We start from the raw sequence: 18,588 nt of genomic DNA, 5'->3' as shown, positions 1-18,588 counted from the left end.
GGTCACCTTCGCTTGGTGCCAAAGCTCCGCGCGGATCTCGTCCGCAACGGAGTTGCTGACTCGATGACCCAATCAGGCGACGCCCCTCGTTGGTATCCCCCAAACGGGGAACGCGCGTTCTCCGGATGGCAGCGCGGCAGCTCTCGTCGATTTCCGCGTACCTGTGCGCCCGGAGAGCGGCACGTCCGTACCGTCTCGTGAGCTACCCCGCGCCACCCAGCTGCGGGGGCCCGATCCCTGTTCCGGGCTGGCATCGTCGCGGACCGCCGCGCCGAACCCGACGTCGTCGTAGCGCGAGGGCGCCTGCTCCTCGACCCGAACGAGGAGCAGACGCCCTCGGCCGCCGTCCGGTGTCCGTCGAGGCGGTCGCAGCTGTCCGGTCTGCGCATCCATGCCTGCCGGGGTACGTGCGCGAGCCGGGACCACAGCGGCCGCCCGATACAACGACACGATGACCACTTCTGCTCGCACCCCGCTCGGCGTCACGCTCGTCGACGGCGGCGCCAACGTCGCACTCTTCTCCAGCACCGCGGAGCGCGTCGAGTTCTGCACGTTCGACGACGACGGGAACGAACACCGCACCGAGCTGCAGCACCGCACCGGCTACACCTTCCACGACATCGTCCCCGGCGTCGCCGTCGGCACCCGCTACGGCTTCCGCGTGCACGGCGCGTGGGACCCGGCCAAGGGCCTGCGCCACAACGGTGCCAAGCTCCTGCTCGACCCGTACGCCACGGCGGTCGACGGCTCGTACGAGTGGGGCCAGGGCCTGTTCGGCCACGACATGAACGACCCCGAGACCCGCGACGACACCGACTCCGCCGCCGCGATGCCGAAGTCGGTCGTCGCCGACCGCTCGTTCGACTGGGGCGACGACGTCCGTCCCTCGACCAGCTTGGCCGACACCGTCTTCTACGAGGTCCACGTCAAGGGCTTCACGAAGCAGCACCCGGACGTCCCCGAGGCGATCCGCGGCACCTACGCCGGCATGGCGCACCCGGCGGCGATCCAGCACCTGGTCGATCTCGGCGTCACGGCCGTCGAGCTGCTCCCCACGCACCAGTTCGTCCAGGACTCGACCCTTGCCGACAAGGGGCTCCGCAACTACTGGGGTTACAACTCCATCGGGTTCTTCGCACCGCACGACGAGTACTCGTCCAGCGGCACCGCCGGCGAGCAGGTCGCCGAGTTCAAGGAGATGGTCAAGGCCCTGCACGCCGCGGGGCTCGAGGTCATCATGGACGTCGTCTACAACCACACCGCCGAGGGCAACCACATGGGCCCGACGTTGTCGTTCAAGGGCATCGACAACGAGTCGTACTACCGCCTCGTCGAGGGTGACGAGGCCAACTACTTCGACACCACCGGCACCGGCAACTCGCTCAACGTCGGCCATCCGGCGGCGCTCGGGCTCATCATGGACTCGCTGCGCTACTGGGTCGAGGAGATGCACGTCGACGGCTTCCGCTTCGACCTGGCGACGACGCTGACGCGACAGGACGGCGAGGCCGAGAAGCACTCAGCGTTCCTCGACATCGTCCACCAGGACCCGGTGCTCCGTCGGGTCAAGATGATCGCCGAGCCGTGGGACACCGCGGGGTACCAGGTCGGCGGGTTCCCGGCCGACTGGTCCGAGTGGAACGGCAAGTACCGCGACGACCTCCGTGCCTTCTGGCGCGGCGACGAGGGGGCGCTCGGTGACGCCGTCCAGCGTGTCCTCGGCAGCCCGGACGTCTACGAGGGGTCCCGCCGCTCGCCGCTGTGCTCGGTCGACTTCGTCACGGCGCACGACGGCTTCACCCTGGCGGACCTCACCTCGTACGCCGAGAAGCACAACGAGGCGAACGGCGAGGACAACAACGACGGCGAGAGCGACAACGCCTCGTTCAACGGCGGCGTCGAGGGGCCCACGGACGACGCCGGGGTCAACGAGTACCGCGACCGCCAGCGCCGGAACTTCCTCGGCACCCTGCTGCTGTCGGCCGGCGTGCCGATGATCCTCGGCGGCGACGAGATCGCCCGGTCCCAGGGCGGCAACAACAACGCCTACTGCCAGGACGACGAGATCTCGTGGTTCGACTGGGAAGCGGCCGACCGGGACTTGCTCGCGTTCACGACCGCGGCCATCGCGTTCCGGGCGCAGCACCGTTCCCTGCGTCCGGAGTGGTACCGCACGGCACCCGGCGACTCCGACTCGACCGTCTCGGTGCTCCGTGCCGACAACGCCGGCTTCGAGGACGCGGACTGGGCAGACGACGGCAACCGGGCGGTGATGCTCGTCCTCGAACAGGGCGACGACACCGTCGCCGTCCTGCTGAACGCCTCGGACACGACCGTCGAGTTCACGCTGCCCGAGAAGCCGGGTGGTGGCACGTGGCAGCTCGGGCTGTCCAGTGACCCGGAGCAGCGGGTCGCGGGTGCCGCGGCGACCGTGCTCGTCCGCGACGCGTCCTTCTCCGCGCTGTACTGACACGGTTCCGGTCGCCGGACACCGACCCGGTGGGGTCGACGGTCGGCGACCGGAGCTGGTCTACGTTCGACTCATGGGGACTGACGACGTGGCCGGACAGCAGCGGCGGGAGCGGAACCGGTGGTGGCTCTGGTGCGTCGGCGGGTTGGTCCTGTCGCTCGGGCTGCTGCTCGTGCTGGGGCGGTGGTTCCCGGTGAGCGCCGGGGTCCTCGTCGGCTGGTTCGTGCTCGCGACCTCGGCCTGGTCACTGCCGACTGGTCGTCCGCGCCTGGGCAGCCCCGTCGCTACCTTCGTGCTGTCGACGATCACGGTCATCGGGGTGAGCTTGCTGGTCGGTGCCATCGTGCCGAACCGGGGCGACGGTGACCTTCGCATCGAGGGGATCGTTCTCGGGGTCGTGCTCACCGCGGTCGGTGTGACGTGGGGGATCGTCGTGGCGAAGCGGTTCTCGCGGCGGCAGGTCGATGCCGAGGTCGAGCGGTTCCGGCGCGAGCAGGAGTCACCAACCGGCGACTGACCTCGTCACGCTCGATCCTGGCGCGCCGGGTGGGCGGGCAGCGCGGAGGTGTCCGCCGGAACCGGTGCTCGTCGGATCGCGATCACCGTCACGTCGTCGTCGTGCGCGACCTCGTCCGCCCGCGCGGACAGTGCCGCCACCAGCGCCGTGGGTTCGGAGCCGCAGGCCCGTGCGAGATCGGCCACGGCGTCGACGGTGTCCTCGCGCCCGCCGAACAGGTCGAGCACGCCGTCACTGAACGAGATGAGCAGGTCGCCGGTGTCGAGGAACCCCTCGGTCGTCGCCCACTCGTCGCGGAGCCCCATCCCGAGCGGGAGGTCGCTCGACCGGAGCCGATCGACGGCGCCGTCTGATCGGAGCACCAGACTCAGGCCGTGGCCCGCATCCGCCCACCGGAAGGTCCCGTCGGTCGAGATGCGCGCGTGGAACAGCGTGGTGAAGGTCACGTCGGTCGCGCTGCCCTCGGCGGCGAGCCCGTCGGCCGCGCGCAGCAGCGCCTCGGACGGGTCGTCGACGGTGCGGGCACTGCGGACCGTGGCCCGCACGGCCGCTGCGATGAGCCCCGCCCCCACGCCCTTGCCCATCACGTCGCCGAGGCTGACGGCGATCCCGGTGTTCGTCTCGTACCAGTCGAAGAAGTCACCACCGACCGACTTCGCCGGAAGACAGGCGCCCGCCACCGCCACGTCAGCGCCCAGGTGGTCGGTCGACGTCGGCAGCAACGAACGCTGGACGGCGGCGGCCCGATCGATCTCTGCGCGGACGCGTTCCTCGCCCAGCCGGGCAGCGCGCACGTTGCGCCGCGCTCGCCGCGAGAGCTCCTGCACGACCGCCGCGACCGTCCCGAACACGATCACGGTCACGCCGAGCCGGACCAGCTCGCTCGCGCCGGGCACGTTCGTCGGCGTCAGGAAGTAGGGCGCCATGATCACGAGCGTCACGCCCAGCGCCGCGTACACGACGGTCAGTCGCCCACGGAGGGACCCGCACCAGACGACCGGCAGGACGGCGAGCGAGGTGAAGACCGACGCGCTCGCGCCCGTGCTCGTCCGGAACAGCGCGATCGCCACGAAGTCGAGCACCAGCAATGCCGGCACGAGCCCGACGGCGTGCGGGAGCGCCAGTGCCGCCGCAGCCACGACCGTCGCGAGACCGGTGACCGCGAGGCTCGTGACGAACAGGTCGACGTCCGTCACCTGGAGCGACGGCACCGTGATGCTCAGGACGGCTCCGAGCGCCAACAGCGCACTCAGCGGAGCCTGCCGCGCGAGGGGGCTCTCGAGGATGCTGGTTGGGCGAGACATTCGAGGAGGACGTTACCGGTCGGGGCGGCTCGTCGTGCGTTGCCTGCGGCGAACGGTCGCAGTGTCCGGGTGGTTCTTCGACGTGCGGTGGTGTGCGGCAATGCGGACCTCCGCAATGTTCTCGCTCTGAGAACCGTGAGAGCCCGCTCAGTCGATACTCTCCTGATCGCGTTGCTACCCGAGCAACACTCATCACGTATCAAGCCAGGAGACTCCGTGTCCGACACCACCTACTCGGCGGCACCCCACCAGCCGGTCGCACCGCAACCCCCGCAGCGCGCCGCTGGCAACGGATTCGGGATCGCCTCGCTGATCCTCGGCATCCTGACGATGGCGGGCTTCGCCATCCCGTTCTTCAACTACGTCACGATCGCCACGGGCGTCGTCGGAGCCGTCCTCGGGATCATCGGGCTCGTCATCAAGTTCCGCCCGCGCAAGGCTGCGGTCGCCGGGCTGATCCTCTCCGGCCTGGGACTGGTCCTGTCGATCATCCTCGCGGTCGTCTACACCGCGATCTTCGCTGGCGCCGCAGAAGCGGTCAGCAAGGCGACGGTTCCGCCCGCTGGGACGTCCGCGTCAGCGGCTCCGGCTGACAGCGCCGCTGAGGACACGTCGAGCGCGACGGCCTCGTTCAAGGACGGCGTCCTGACCACGTCCGAGATGAAGATCAAGATCACGAGCCACCGCGTCATCCCGGTCGGCCAGCCCGGCAACGAGTACGGCACCAAGCCGGTCATCGCGATCGTCTACACGACGACGAACCTGACCGACAAGGCGATCAACCCCACCCTTGCCTGGATCGGCTCGTTCGAGGCATTCCAGGACAACGACCCGAACGCGGTCAACAAGCTCGACATCGGTTCCACCCCGGGCGACCAGTACCTCGACTCGCAGACGGAGGACATCAAGAACGGCGGCACCGTCGAGAACGCGGTCGCCTACGAGCTCGACGACGAGACGACGCCCGTGAAGCTCACCGCCAGCGAGAGCCTCTTCACCGACGACCTCGGGTCCGTCACCTACGAACTGCAGTAATCCCTTCACCACAACGGGCTGGCCTCTTCGGAGACCGGCCCGTTTCGTCTGCACTCATCAGCGGGGCCAGGTGAGCACGACCGCCACGGTGTTGAACAGGACGTGCGCCAGGATCGCCCCGCCGATGCGTCCGGTCATGGCGACGAGCGTCCCCGTCAGCAGACCGAGCACGAACGTCGTCACGAAGACCTCGAAGCCCGCGACCGACGACGTGGTCGTGCTGATCGCCAGGTGCATCAGCGCGAACGCGAACGCGGTCACCAGCACCGCGAGGAACCGTGTGCGCGGCGTCAGCTCGGCCGACAGCCGACGCTGCATGACACCCCGGAACACGATCTCCTCGAGCACCGGACTGACCAGGCACACCCCGATCGCCGAGACCACGAGCAGCAGGACGTCCGGCGTGCCGAGGGTTGGCTGCGGCGTCAGCCCGGTCGCGCCGAAGAACGCGACGGACAGCACGGCGTCGAGCCCGCGGCACACGACGACGATGCCGATGGCCGCGACGACGTCGGCCCACCCGAGCCCGAGCCGACGCACGAGGACGGCCGGAGCTGACTTCCGGAGCACCCATCCGACACCGAGCACGAGCGGCACCCACACCGCCAGGTCGGCGGCGAGCACCTGCGTGATCGGCGCGGGCAGACCCCCAGTCCGGGCGACGCCGCCGACGATGCGGGACAGCAGCACGGCGACCAGGAGTGCGATCACGATGACCTGCAGGTCCCGCACCGCCGAGGAGGGGCGGTCGGCGGTCGGCGCGTCCGGTTCGGGCTGCATGTCGCCACCGTACGGGACGCAGAACGAGACTCGACGTCGTACGACCCCGAGCGCGTCTCATCGATGTGGCAGTATTTCCCTGCCGAACGCTGGGACAATCCTGGCCGACCTGTGACGGGACTTGCAGGACGCGGCGACTTCCGGGGAAGGGTGCCGCGTGGAGCTACGCGACTACATCGCGGTCTTGCGCAAGGGGTGGGTCTTCATCCTGGTGCTGGCATTGGTCGGCGTCGCCGCGGCGGCGGGCTTCTCGCTGCTCAAGCAGCCGGTCTACTCCGCCTCGGCGCAGGTCTTCGTCTCGACGCAGACCAGCGGTAGTGCGAGTGACCTGGCGCAGGGCAACACCTTCACGCAGCAGCGCGTTCTGACCTACTCGAACCTCGTCGAGACGCCGATCGTGCTCCTGCCGGTGATCTCGAGCCTGAAGCTCGACATGACCTCCGACCAGCTCGCCGAGCTCGTCACCTCGGACGCGCCGCTCAACACGACGCTCATCTCGATCACGGTGAACGACACGAGCGCCAAGCAGGCCGCCGACATCGCGAACGCGACCTCCGAGAGCCTGACCAACGTCGTGCAGAACATCGAGGCCACCGACGCCGACGGTACGAGCACGGTCAAGCTGACCCGCGTCAAGGAAGCCCAGGTGCCGAACGCGCCGGTCAGCCCCAACGTGCCGGTCAACGTCGTGCTCGGTCTGCTCGTCGGCCTGGCCCTCGGCGTGGGCGTCGCGGTCCTGCGCTCGACGCTCGACAACCGCGTCCGCACCGAGTCGGACGTCGAGAAGATCAGCGAGAAGCCGGTCGTCGGCGGGATCGCCTTCGACAGCAAGGCGTCGGAGCGCCCGCTCATCGTGCAGGTCGACCCGCGCAGCCCGCGGGCCGAGTCCTTCCGCACGCTCCGCACGAACCTGCAGTTCCTCGACCTCGGCACCGGTTCGCGCACCTTCGTGATGACGTCGTCGGTCGAGTCCGAGGGCAAGAGCACCACCGTCGCGAACCTCGCCATCGCACTCGACAGCGCCGGGTTCCGCGTGATCCTGATCGACGCCGACCTGCGCCGCCCGAAGATCGCGACCTACATGGACCTCGAGGGCGGCGCCGGGCTCACCGACGTGCTCATCGGACGCGCCACGATCGAGGACGTCGCCGTGCCGTGGGGCCGCGGCAACCTCGTCGTGCTCCCCGCCGGGCCGATCCCGCCGAACCCGTCCGAGCTGCTCGGTTCCCGCGCGATGCAGGACCTGATCGCCGGCCTGGAGCAGCAGTTCGACTACGTCCTGTTCGACGCCCCGCCCCTGCTGCCCGTCACGGACGCCGCGATCCTGTCGAAGAAGGCCTCCGGCGCGATCGTCGCCGTCGCCTCTGGCCGCACCCACAAGGGGCAGCTCGCCGGCGCGGTCAGTGCGCTCGAGAACGTCGGTGCCCCGATCGCCGGCTTCGTCATGACGATGATGCCGACCAAGGGACCGGGTGCCTACGGCTACGGCCGCTACGGCTACGCGTACGGCTACGGCCTGCAGGACGAGGACACCCCCATGCCGAAGCCCCCGAAGCGCGGCCGCGTCGCAGCTACTCGCGGAGCCGCTCGATGACGGCGGTCCGCACGTGAGTCCGCGCCGAGGGTTCCGCACCCTCGGCAGCGTCTTCTCGCGCCGCACGCTCGTCTGGGTCGCCGTCATCGTCGTCGTCCTGGTGGTCGTCGACGTGGTGCTCGTGGCACTCGCGCTGGCGCGCACGGCGCCTTCGTCGAACGGGTCCCCGGGTCCGGTGCCGACCTTCTCGAGTTCACCCCGGTCGCCGGGCACCCGCACGGCCGAGCCGTCCGGCACCGCCACGGCGGATCCCGCAGGGATGGTCGCGCCCGGCCGTCGTCTGCTGTCCGCAGTGGACGGTCAGGAGGCATGGCGCGCCTCCAGTGGGGTCTGTGACGGAACCGACGGGGTGCTGGAACACACCGTGGACGGCGGAACGACGTGGACTCCGGTCGGTCTCGGGGCCGGAGCAGGCGCCGTGCTGGCGCTCCGCGCCGGCACGGACAGCATCTCGGTGGTCATCGGCACGGGCGACGACTGCGAACCGACGGTCCGGACGTCCGTCGACGACGGGCAGTCCTGGAATGACGGAGCCGCTGGCGCAGCCGGGGCCGGTGTCGGACCCGACGGGCTGATCCTGTCGACGGGCGCCGTCGACTCCCCGTGTACCGACCCCATCGAGGCGTACGAGGGCGAGTTCACCACTGCCGTCGTCTGCGCCGACGCGGTGCAGTGGCGTTCAGGCGACGGCGAGTGGGTCGGTGTGCCGCTCGCGGGTGTCCGGTCCCTGGCGGACGACGGTGACTCGTACCTCGTCGCGAGCGTCGACGCGGACGCCTGCGCCGGCGTCGAGATCCGATCCTTGCCCGCCGTCGGGGTGATGACGGCGACCAAGTCCACAGTCGTCGGGTGCGCGTCGGAGGCTGACCCGGACGGGGCGCTCGCCGTCGCGCGGGCTGGGAACGCCGTGTGGCTGTGGTCCGGGAGCGATGCGCTGGTGTCGACGGACGACGGTGTCACGTGGTGAGTGGCGCGCAGGGCACCTCTGCGCCGTCCCGCGCCGCGCAGTCGTCGACTTCTGACTGGAGCCGGGCTTACGGGCGCCGTGTGCTCTTCACCGACCTGCTCGTCCTGATCTGGGTGGTGTTCGGGGTGCAGATCGCCTGGCTCGGATTCGACTCGAACCTGGCGACGAACACGAACGACCTCCGACTGAACTACACGGGCATCTCGATCATCGTGATCCTGCTGTGGCTCGGTGCCCTGGCCGTGTTCGACACGCGTGGTGCTCGTGTGCTCGGGGTCGGCAGCACCGAGTACCGGCTCGTGGCCGACTCGAGCGTCCGCGTGTTCGGGATCCTCGCCATCGCGGCGTTCCTGTTCCACATCGAGCTCGCCCGCGGGTACGTCCTCATTGCGTTCCCCGTCGGGATCCTGTTCCTGCTGCTCTCGCGATGGATGTGGCGACAGTGGTTGGTCGCGCAACGTCGGTCCGGCAGGTACTCCGCGAAGGTCCTGCTAGTGGGCTCACTCGCGAGCGTCCGGCACATCGCCGGAGAACTCGCACGCACTCCCGAGGCCGGCTACCGGGTTCTCGGCGCATCGGTAGCGAAGGGCGAGGCCGGAACCCTTCCCGGCACGGACATCCGCATCTACGGAGCCTTCGATGACATCCTTGTGGCCCTCGAGCAGAGCGGCGCTGACACCGTCGTCATCACGAGCGCCGACGACCTGCCCCCGGAACGCGTTCGCGAACTCAGCTGGTCCCTGGAACCCGGCAAGCAGCACCTCGTCGTTGCGCCGAGCCTGACTGACATCGGTGGCCCGCGCATCCACACGCGGCCGGTGCAGGGGCTGCCCCTGATCCACGTCGAGACGCCGACGTACGAGGGCCGGAAGCTCTATGCGAAGCGCGCATTCGACGTCGTCGCAGCGGGATTCCTCATCATCCTGCTCTCGCCGCTCTTCCTCGTCCTCACTCTGGCAGTGAAGCTCAGTTCTCCCGGACCCGCGCTGTTCCGCCAAGAGCGCGTGGGTCTGAAGGGTGAGGCGTTCCGGATGGTGAAGTTCCGTTCGATGGTGGTCGATGCTGAAGCCCGGCTCCAGGAACTCAGCGCGCTCGATCGAGCGCAGGGGAATCCGGTGTTGTTCAAGATGAAGGACGATCCGAGAGTGACGAGAGTCGGGTCGGTGATGCGGCGTTTCAGCTTTGATGAACTCCCGCAGCTCTTCAACGTCCTGTCCGGCGAGATGTCGCTCGTCGGTCCGAGGCCGCCGTTGCAACGTGAAGTGAGTGGCTACGACGTCCGGGTTCATAGGCGGTTCCTCGTCAAGCCCGGCATCACCGGCCTGTGGCAGGTCAGCGGTCGTTCGGATCTGTCGTGGGACGACTCTGTGCGCCTCGATCTGTACTACGTCGAGAACTGGTCGATCACCGTCGACTTGGTGATCCTCTGGCGCACCATCCGTGCGGTCGTCCGATCGGATGGTGCCTATTGACCGCCACACCCCTTGCCGGAGGTAGCCGGAAAGGCGCGGACGTGGTGATCGCTGCGCCGTACCCGGAGGGCGCAATCACCCGCCTTGCGGAGCACCTGGAGACACGAGGTGTTTCCCTCGACGTCTACGAGCCGTCGCGCGCCTTCTCCGCAGCAGCGGCTGCCTTGCTGCCGGGTCGACTCCGAAAGCCGCTCCAGGAGCGGCTGCGGCTCGCCGGAGGGGCGCGGAGCACGAGGACTGGAGTCGCGCCGAGTCTCGAGGTCATTCGGCTGAGTGCTCGGCTCCCGGGCATGGACCGTGTCTTCCCGCGCCCAATGGACACAGTGAAGGCATCTTTCGACCGTGCAGTTGCCAAGCGACTGAAACCGCCCGTTGGAACCCTCATCGGGATGCCTGGTGCGGCACTCGCGTCGTTCTCGGCCGCCCAGGACGCTCGCAAGGTCCTGCACGCGGTGGACGGGCATCCTGAGGCCCTGAACACGTTGCTCGGGGACGTGTACGGGCGCAGCGCCGATGCAGAACGAGTCCCAGAGGGTCAGGTTGCTCGGATCGGGGCGGAACTCGAGTTGGCCGATCTCGTCCTCACTCCGTCGCGGATCGCGGCCCGTCAGATGGTCGAGCGTGGCGTCGAACAGGAGTCGATCGTCACGGTCCCGTACGGGGTGGACGCCTCACGGTTCCGGCCGGCGAAAGAGGTGCCACATGGCGGATCCGTCAAGTTGGTCTACATCGGGCAGATCAGTTATCGAAAGGGAATTCCCTTCCTGCTGGACGCGGCACGTGGGCAGTCTTTCGAAGTAGAGCTCATCGGACCCGTGGTTGCCCCCGAACTCCTTCAGGACCTGCCGGCGAACGTGCGGCACCGGGCCACCCTTCCGCACGGTGCACTGTCGGGTGTGCTCGCACGGAGCGACGCTCTGGTCCTGCCGAGCATCGAGGATTCCTACGGCTTGGTGGTAATCGAGGGGATCGCCGCTGGGCTGCCCGTCGTCGTCACGGAGCAGGTCGGCGCGGCGGATCTCTTCGACGTCGGCGCGCCGGGCGAGGCTGTTCAGGCGGCGGATGCGATCGGCCTCCGCGCGGCACTGAACCGAGTGCGCCCGCTGTCATGGGACGCGCGGAAGGCGAACGCGGCGGGCCTGCAGGCCTTGCAGACGTGGGATTCGTACGGCGACGCAGTCCTGCGGCTGCTCACCGACGGCACACCCAAGAATGAGGAACGTTGACCATGAGAGTGGTGTTGGGTTTCTCGGACAGCAGCAGGGGTGGCACATCCCGGAGCGCGTTGCTCTTCGCCGACCTCTGGCGAGCAGCGGGCGCTGAAGTCCTGGTGTACTCGCCCGATGAGCTTCATCCCGACCGTGCCGGGGCAGCCCGGCGGGCAGGCGTCGTCACGACACAGTCGCTCTCCGTGCTCCAGGAGTTCGAGCCCCATCTCGTGCACCTCCACCACGCCGCTCCGAGCGCTGCGACCCTGGATTGGCTCCGTGCGGTCAACGCAAAGTTGCCAAAGGACGTGGTGGTGCTCACCCACAACATCTTCGGACAGCCACTGCCGGTCGATTTCGGCCGCAGGGCGGTCGTCGGTTTACTCGGTGACTGGGTGGCGGCTCAGTACCGACTCCAATCAGGAGCAGACCTCGGTAACCTCCGGATCGTTCCCAATCCTCAGGACTTCAGCCGTTTCCGGCCTCCCTCCAGCGATGAGCGCAGGACAGCCCGTGAAGCACTGGGGCTGTTGCCGAGCGAGCGGGTGATCCTCCGTGTCGGATCGCCCAGCGAAGAGAAGTGGTCGCTCGCGGGTTACCGCAGGCTCTCGGCGACGATGGACGCCGGCGGTACGGCCCAGGTACGGCTGATCGGCGCTCCAACGAGTCATCAGGCACTGGCGAACGAGCGGACTTTCGTCACGCACGAGCCTGTCGACGACGATTCACTGCTGCTCGAGTACTGGGCGGCGGATGTCTTTGCGCACTGGGCCGACCGAGGAGAGTCCTTCGGAAACGTCATCTTGGAGGCGATGGGTACTGGTCTCCCCGTGGCGTACCGTGCAGTTCGGACCCGTGACAACACGCCGTTCGAGTTCCGAGGCCTTCCCTCGTTCCACTACACGACGAGCACAAGATCGTGGTTGAAGGTGGTCGAGACGGTCCACGCGGGGGACCGATCCGCGCCGGACGGGCTCGCCCCGTTCGCAGCTCCCACGCTGGTTGCTCGACTCACCAGAATCGTGGGAAGCGGTCCCGCCGGCGCTGACGCCGTCTACCGGACTTGTCTGGCGGCGTTCGCGACGCCCTCACCCATCGGCCGAGCCAACCTGGTGCGGGTCGCCGTGCGGCACAACCCGATCGCGGCGATCGTGAAGCGCCTTCGACTCCAACGCTCGGGCCGTTGAGGAAACTCGGTGTTCGCTCTATGAAGTTCCTCGGTGCGGTCCTGCCCAGGGTGGCGGCTCAGGGTTTCCTTGCCTTGAGCAGCTACTTGGTGTCCATCACGGCCGCCCACACGCTTGGAACGAAGGCGCTCGCGCTCTTCTTCGTGGGGTGGACGATCGAGTCGCTCTGGGTTGGGGCGATCCGCATGGTCGTCGTTCCCGCCTTGCTCTTGCACCGCACCGCTCCTTCGCTCACCGGCCTCATCGGGGTGGGGACGGCAGCAGGTACACCCCTGGTGGTCGCGGTGATAGCGGTGTCCGCTTCCGGCCTCTCGTGGCTCACCGCCTGTCTGCTCGCGGCCACCGTGTGGACTCTCGGAGCGTACGAGCTCGCGAGAAGCGTGTTCGCGCGATCGCGGAAGGAGCCCTACGCGCTCCCGCTCGCAGACGGCGCCGTGTTCATCCTCGCGATGTTCGGAGTGGGAGTCGGCATCGCTGCGGCTGGCCCGAGCCTGAATGCGACGCTCGTCAGCATCTCCCTTGCGTCGGTCCTCGCCACTGCGGCGATCGGGATCTTCCTTCGTCGATCAAGCGGCTTGGACGAGCGGTTCGAGCCTGCCCTGGATTGGCTTCGGCAGACCTGGCAGCTGATCAGGCTCGGGATGCTCGAGTGGGTGGTCTTCTTCGTCACGAGCATGGCCGGGGTCGCGCTGCTCGGAATCATCGGAGGAGCTGATGTCCTTGCCGGAGTGCGCCTCGCTGAGACACTTGTTGCTCCGATCGGGCTGGTCAGCAGCGCTCTGCCGTTCCTCAGCGCGGCAGCCCTTCGTGACCAGCCGCCGGGAGCAGTTCGTTGGCCGAAGATCCTTCGGAACTCGCTGCTCTTGCTCGAAGCGGGCGCACTCGTGTACCTCATCGGCTTGCAAGTCGCCCCCGAGCCGGTGCTCGCACTACTCGTCGGTGAGCACGTCGAGATCGCCCGCCAGGCCTCGCTCGGACTGGCCATCGGTGTCCTTGCGAGCCTGTTCGCTTCCGTTGCAACACTTGTCATGAAGCACCGTCAGCAGGTCCGGGTTCTCAGCCGTTTGCGACTTGTCGAGTTGATCGTGAGTCTGCCGCTCATCGCGGCTGGGGCAGCGTTCGGAACCGCTGCAGCAGCGGGGATGGGGATATCTGCGTCGCAAGCCCTGCCTGCTGCAGTACAGGGTTTCCTCCATCTCAAACAAGCTCCAAAGGCCACTGACCATGCCGACTGAACACGGGCAGACGCAAGCGACCCGTCGAGCCTGCTTCGGTCTGAGAGGCTGACATGGATCTCGAACAGGTGAAGAAGCGAGTGGTGCGACGTTTGCACTCCGTGCTCCGCAACAGCGTCAGATCGATCTGGGTGAGTCCTCGATTACGTGTCCGAGTCCTCCGCAGAAGCGGGGTCGTTGCCGGTCGCGCGCTCATTCGCGACGGCCTCCGAGTCCTCGGGCCGGGTCTCAACATTGGCGACGACGTCTTCATCAACGCAGACTGCTTCATCGAGGCGGAAGCGGCGGTGACGATCGAGGACGGCGTCAGTATCGGGATGGCCGTTCAGCTGCTGACCGTGAGTCACGCCATCGGACCTTCCGGGAAACGAGCTGGAGCTACTGTCCTCAAACCGATTCGGATCGGCAGCGGAGCGTGGCTCGGTGCACGCGCGACGGTCCTGCCAGGAGTCCACGTCGGAGATGGCGCGATTGTCGGTGCAGGAGCACTGGTCACCGCGAATGTTCCCGCGAACGTCGTCGTGGCGGGGGTGCCTGCCCGGGTCATACGACACCTGGAATAGATCGAGGACGACTAGCCTCAGTGCAGAGATCGCTGTGTTCGTCGTATTCCGCCGTGCCGTGACCGTTCAGAGTTCGGCAAGCGGAAGAATCGCGAGATCCAGAGAAGGATGAGCGCAAGGATCGGGCCGAACATCACGAAACTGATGACACGACCGGCTGAGCGGCTGGGGTACTGAATCGACAAGAAGCCGGCAGCGACGGTGATCGTCAGGACGAGAAGTACGCCGACATCGAGGTTCCGTCGTTGCAGGAGAGCCGCACCAAGACCCGCGGACGCGGTGACCAGAGCGAACAAGGCCGCAAGACCGACTGGCCCAAAAGCGCCGAAGACCTCGCCGATGAAGCCAAGCGGCACCCAGAAGTAGGGCCAGAGCCGTTCGTGACTGAACGCATCGATGTTCAGCAGGCTTGACGGTAGCGGATTGACGTTGGCGATCAGCACCCAACGCGGGGGCGCGTTCAACGCCGACTGCTCTGTGAGGGGGAACGCCGATGACACGGATGAGACGAACCACTTCAACGGCATGACCCACGACTCGAGTCCGAACGGTGCGGGGACGGCCGCGTTCCGGAAGAGGGAACCGATGCGGAGGAGTCCGTGGGGGCTCCCGCGCGCGATCAGCGTGACTGCGAATGTGGCGAGGTTGACGTACGCGAGGACGGCAACGCCGACCAGCGAGAACGACACGCGGGCAAGCGTCGGACGCAGCGCGACGCGAATGCCGGCAACGACCAGTGCCGCCAAGGTGAACCCCACTGCGAGTCGAGTCCCCACCGAAACCGTGAGCGCCCACCACGTGATCGCCAGGATCAGTCCAGCGAGCCGGGTCGGTCGAGACTTCCCGAAAGCAGAGATCACGAAGGCAGCGATCCCGATCAATGGACCGAGGAGGCTGGCAGCGGTCAGGAGGAACGCCGACCCATCGGTTTGAAGGTAGACATCTCGCCGTAGGAAACTCGGACCTTGCCCGACCATCCAGAGCATCAACGAGATGCCGGACACAACCTGTGCCAGGGCTGCGATCGAGCCACCGGCCAAACTGTCGCGAAGACGGGCGAACGATACGCGTTCACGGAGCCCCGCCACGACGAACGACCCGAGTGCTGCTCCGAGTGCTGCTGTGGCGAAGATGGTCGCGCCGGCCGAGCTGATCCCTTCGCCTGCAACGATCTCCGCCGGCAGCCCGGCGCCGTTCACGTCCCGTGACCAGTTCCACATCGAGGCGCCAGTGAGGCCGAACACGAGGAAGAACGTGGCGAGGATCAGGCCCGGGAGAGCGGCGGTGTGACGCCTGAGCAGGACGAAACCCGCTAGCAGTACGGCAGCGCTCGCGATGATCACGCTCGGTCCTCCCGCCCCGAGGCTTCTCCGGCCGGAAGGAGCGCGCGTTGGAACGTCCAGGAGAAGGCGGTGGGAGTGTGTTCCAGGATCGGGGGGCTCGGCTCGTGATCGAACGGGAGCATCGCGACCAGGGTCGCGCCGATCTCGGCACTGGTCGTACCAGTCAGGTGGACACCGCGCATCCCCGCGACGGATTGCGCGACTCCGGCGTTCCGGGAGACCGCCACGCCGAGCCCTGCTGCCAATGCTTCGTTCACCACGAGTCCCCACACCTCTTCAGCGGCGGCGTGCACCAGGACGTCGTGGACGGCGAAAACCTCCGGAAGTTGAGACGCCGCAACGTACCCCCGGAACGTCACGCGATCATCGACTCCGCGGGCTACCGCTCGGGCACGCAGGCTCGCTTCGTCATCGCCGACTCCGATGATGGTGATCGTCGCCCGCTCAAGACCCGGAAGCGCGATCGCATCGATGGTCGCCGAAACGTTCTTCCGGGGGATCAGCTGACCGACGGCGAGGAGGCGGTAGCCGGCGTTCGAGCTGGGTTCCCTGGCTCTCTGTCGTGCAAGAACTGTCGCATCATTGATCCCCTGGACGTCGACTGCGTTGAAGCCCACTTCGATCTTTGCGGCGTCGATGCCTTCCCCGACGAGTGCGTCCCGCGCAGCCACTCCAGGCACGACCACCCCGTCGAGTGAGCGGAAGAAAGCCCGTCGGGCTGCGGCGATGGTACCGCCGGTGTGTTGCTGGGAGAGCCGGTGCGACTCGTAGAAACCGACCCTACGTACTCCTGCGAGCCTGGCGGCGAGTGATGCTGACCAGTAAGCGGGCGAGTCCCAACCACCGATCAGGATCGCGTCCTTTCCGCGCAGAGCGCGAACCGGCAGCGAGGGCGTTGTGTAGTGGCGCGCTTCCCCGCGTCGGAGCACGACGCTCTTCAAGAAACGGACGCGGTAGGAACTCGTGGCTCCGCCGACAAGCCAGTCGTCGCCTCGATTGTTGTCATCGCGCTGGAGCCTGCGGTCGCTCTCGAGGAGCCACACTTCGAGATCGATGCGTTCCGCGAGCGCATCCCAGACGGGCAGACGATACGGAGGAGCGGCATTGGTCAACCAGACCACGGCCGGACGACGCCCGGCTCGTCGGTCTCGCGAGTAGTGCTGGAGTAGCTCGCTCACGACATTCGCGATCGAGTAACGGTCCTGCAGCGCCAGGCCCATGGCATCGGTCAAGCGGGCGCGAAGACCCTGAGAGGTGAGGACCGATTCGAGCTGATCGCGAAGGGATGTCGGCGATCCGTCGCTCACCAGGGCAGCGCCGCGCAGGCGAAGGTCTGCTGAAATGCCGCAGTCTTGGGTGAGCACGACCGGCGTTCCGACGGACATCGCTTCGAGCACGGTCATCGGGAAGACCTCGCCTCGGCTCGGGAGGACGAACGCTGCCGCGCCGACAAGGCGCTGTGCCGCGCGTCCTGGGGGAAGGGAGCCTTCGTACGTGAGGCGCGTTTCGGGGTGGCTTCGGATGTACTCGCTGAGTCGGCCGAGGTCGCCTTCGTCCGGTCCGATGACGACGAAGGACAATTCGGGATGATCGACGCTGACAAGTGATGCCATCTCCGCGAACGCCATCACGCGCTTTCGGGGATGCAACCTCGCGATGAACAACACCTCGTTCTCACGGAACTCGCCGACGTCGAGAGTGTCCAATGATGCGGGAGCCACTCCATTGCGAACCGGGGTCAATCCCGCGCCCGGGAAGAATGCTGCTAGCTCGGACTCTTCAGCGTCGGTCAAGGTGAAGACGCTGCGGGCGCCGCGGATTGCAGGAGAAGTGACCAGCTTGTCGAGGACACGTACCGCCGATCGCCGGCGCGACGAGATCATGCCGTGCGTTTGCAAGAAGTACGGGACGCCGAGTCTGCGGGCTGCGCGAGCTAGTTCTAGGTCGACGAGGTGGCGTCCGGCATGGATGTGCATGACGTCGATCTGCCGAGCATTCGTTCGGATCCAGGAGCGCACACGTCGAGACCGCAACCCCGAGAAGCCTGCACCCGGGATGCGCTGAACCGGCGCGAGAATGACCTTGACTCCGGGGATGCTGAGACTGGCCTTCCCGTCCCAGCCCGCCAACAGCGTCACTTCGTGACCCTGTCGAGCCAGCTCTTCCGCCTGGGCCGTGGCCACAGCCACCGGGCCGCCGAACGCGCCGTCGACGGAGACGTAGCTGACGAACTGCACGATTTTCATTCTGGACAGCTCGCGCCCTGGGATTCGAAACGGTGCCCGACGGCAACGGCCGGAGCCCCCTGGACAACGGTGTTCGGTGGGACGAGCGAGTTGATGACTGACATCGGGGTGGCCAAGGACGACGTTCCCATACGAGCACCACCGAGGACCATGCATCGCGACGTGATCCAGACGCCGTCTTCGATGTGGATTGGCCGAGTGAGCAGCGCCATGTCCTTACGGTGCGCGTGGCTGCCGGTCGTGAGGAACGTCTCTTGCGAGATGACGACGTCGTGCCCGACGTAGATGTGGTCCTGGTTGTGGAACCAGACACCCTCGCCGATCCAGCTGTCGTTGCCGATGTGGAGCTTCCAGGGGAACCTGACGCGGGTCCGCGGACGGAAGACGACGCCCGCTCCGATCTCAGCTCCGAACGCGCGGAGGGCTCGAACACGAAGGCCGGAAGAGATCTGCCACGGATTCGTCACGAGGAGGAGCTCGACGGCGCCCCAGAGGTAGACGGTGAGGCGTGATCGGTCCCAGGACTGTCGTTCACCGGGTGCAGCGGCGAGCGAGATCACGCGTGGCGGCTCGTCATGGGCCTGCATGCGTTCGCGCTCCTGTCCCCGTGGAAGCCCGATACCCCTCGAGCCGCTCGGCGCAATTGTATGCAGCGGCACAGTCGTCG

The 18,588-nt window shown here is 67.4% G+C and carries 15 protein-coding genes; 10 read left to right on the top strand and 5 right to left on the bottom strand.

What is annotated here, in order from left to right; genetic code table 11:
* Nucleotides 1–451 precede the first annotated feature (451 nt).
* Both glgX and EDF42_RS08425 read left to right on the top strand, forming a co-directional pair.
* Nucleotides 452–2,470 carry a glycogen debranching protein GlgX gene (gene glgX / locus EDF42_RS08430; protein ID WP_123672013.1) on the top strand — a complete coding sequence of 673 codons (2,019 nt, stop codon included), beginning with the start codon at nucleotides 452–454 and terminating at the stop codon, nucleotides 2,468–2,470.
* 73 nt (nucleotides 2,471–2,543) lie between these two features.
* Nucleotides 2,544–2,987 carry a hypothetical protein gene (locus tag EDF42_RS08425; protein ID WP_123672012.1) on the top strand — a complete coding sequence of 148 codons (444 nt, stop codon included), beginning with the start codon at nucleotides 2,544–2,546 and terminating at the stop codon, nucleotides 2,985–2,987.
* A 5-nt stretch (nucleotides 2,988–2,992) separates the two neighbouring features.
* Here EDF42_RS08425 and EDF42_RS08420 read toward each other — a convergent pair whose 3' ends face one another.
* A complete protein-coding gene (locus tag EDF42_RS08420) occupies nucleotides 2,993–4,291 on the bottom strand; it encodes a PP2C family protein-serine/threonine phosphatase (protein WP_123672011.1) in 1,299 nt (432 codons plus the stop codon).
* 216 nt (nucleotides 4,292–4,507) lie between these two features.
* On the opposite strand from EDF42_RS08420, the gene EDF42_RS08415 reads away from it, so the two are divergent.
* On the top strand, nucleotides 4,508–5,326 hold the full coding sequence (locus EDF42_RS08415; protein WP_221181010.1) for a DUF5067 domain-containing protein: 819 nt from the start codon (nucleotides 4,508–4,510) through the stop codon (nucleotides 5,324–5,326).
* A 57-nt stretch (nucleotides 5,327–5,383) separates the two neighbouring features.
* Here the strand turns inward: EDF42_RS08415 and EDF42_RS08410 are convergent, their stop codons facing one another.
* Entirely contained in the window at nucleotides 5,384–6,106 is a 723-nt protein-coding gene (locus EDF42_RS08410) for a CPBP family intramembrane glutamic endopeptidase (RefSeq protein ID WP_123672010.1), read from the bottom strand.
* Between the two features lie 157 nt (nucleotides 6,107–6,263).
* Here EDF42_RS08410 and EDF42_RS08405 point away from each other — a divergent pair, with 157 nt between their 5' ends.
* The 7 genes from EDF42_RS08405 (at nucleotide 6,264) to EDF42_RS08375 (ending at nucleotide 14,332) form a co-directional block, all read left to right on the top strand.
* Nucleotides 6,264–7,700: a polysaccharide biosynthesis tyrosine autokinase gene (locus EDF42_RS08405; RefSeq protein WP_123672009.1), complete on the top strand. Its 1,437-nt coding sequence runs from the start codon at nucleotides 6,264–6,266 to the stop codon at nucleotides 7,698–7,700.
* A 13-nt stretch (nucleotides 7,701–7,713) separates the two neighbouring features.
* The gene (locus EDF42_RS08400) at nucleotides 7,714–8,667 is read left to right on the top strand and encodes a hypothetical protein (protein WP_123672008.1); all 954 of its coding nucleotides are present in this window, start codon (nucleotides 7,714–7,716) and stop codon (nucleotides 8,665–8,667) included.
* An 80-nt stretch (nucleotides 8,668–8,747) separates the two neighbouring features.
* A complete protein-coding gene (locus EDF42_RS08395; RefSeq protein ID WP_260235270.1) occupies nucleotides 8,748–10,139 on the top strand; it encodes a sugar transferase in 1,392 nt (463 codons plus the stop codon).
* Between the two features lie 290 nt (nucleotides 10,140–10,429).
* On the top strand, nucleotides 10,430–11,365 hold the full coding sequence (locus EDF42_RS08390; RefSeq protein WP_148067668.1) for a glycosyltransferase family 4 protein: 936 nt from the start codon (nucleotides 10,430–10,432) through the stop codon (nucleotides 11,363–11,365).
* Nucleotides 11,362–12,534: a glycosyltransferase family 4 protein gene (locus EDF42_RS08385; protein ID WP_148067666.1), complete on the top strand. Its 1,173-nt coding sequence runs from the start codon at nucleotides 11,362–11,364 to the stop codon at nucleotides 12,532–12,534. The genes EDF42_RS08390 and EDF42_RS08385 overlap by 4 nt, the downstream gene beginning before the upstream one ends.
* Before the next feature lie 20 nt (nucleotides 12,535–12,554).
* Nucleotides 12,555–13,769, top strand: a complete 1,215-nt coding sequence (locus tag EDF42_RS08380; RefSeq protein ID WP_123672004.1) for a hypothetical protein — start codon at nucleotides 12,555–12,557, stop codon at nucleotides 13,767–13,769.
* Between the two features lie 53 nt (nucleotides 13,770–13,822).
* Nucleotides 13,823–14,332 (top strand): DapH/DapD/GlmU-related protein, encoded by a 510-nt coding sequence (locus tag EDF42_RS08375; RefSeq protein WP_123672003.1) that lies wholly within the window; start codon nucleotides 13,823–13,825, stop codon nucleotides 14,330–14,332.
* Nucleotides 14,333–14,349: 17 nt separating this feature from the next.
* Here the strand turns inward: EDF42_RS08375 and EDF42_RS08370 are convergent, their stop codons facing one another.
* The 3 genes from EDF42_RS08370 to EDF42_RS08360 are packed head-to-tail and all read right to left on the bottom strand — an operon-like array spanning nucleotide 14,350 to nucleotide 18,508.
* Nucleotides 14,350–15,675, bottom strand: a complete 1,326-nt coding sequence (locus EDF42_RS08370) for a hypothetical protein (protein ID WP_123672002.1) — start codon at nucleotides 15,673–15,675, stop codon at nucleotides 14,350–14,352.
* On the bottom strand, nucleotides 15,672–17,912 hold the full coding sequence (locus tag EDF42_RS08365) for a glycosyltransferase (RefSeq protein ID WP_185040835.1): 2,241 nt from the start codon (nucleotides 17,910–17,912) through the stop codon (nucleotides 15,672–15,674). Before EDF42_RS08365 ends, EDF42_RS08370 begins: the two co-directional genes overlap by 4 nt.
* A 5-nt stretch (nucleotides 17,913–17,917) precedes the next feature.
* On the bottom strand, nucleotides 17,918–18,508 hold the full coding sequence (locus EDF42_RS08360; RefSeq protein WP_123672000.1) for an acetyltransferase: 591 nt from the start codon (nucleotides 18,506–18,508) through the stop codon (nucleotides 17,918–17,920).
* Nucleotides 18,509–18,588: the final 80 nt, after the last annotated feature.

It is taken from the genome of Curtobacterium sp. PhB172 (assembly GCF_003752545.1).
Lineage (GTDB): Bacteria > Actinomycetota > Actinomycetes > Actinomycetales > Microbacteriaceae > Curtobacterium.
The sequence above is the reverse complement of the archived record's forward strand: the minus strand, read 5'-3'. Positions and strand labels throughout refer to the sequence as shown.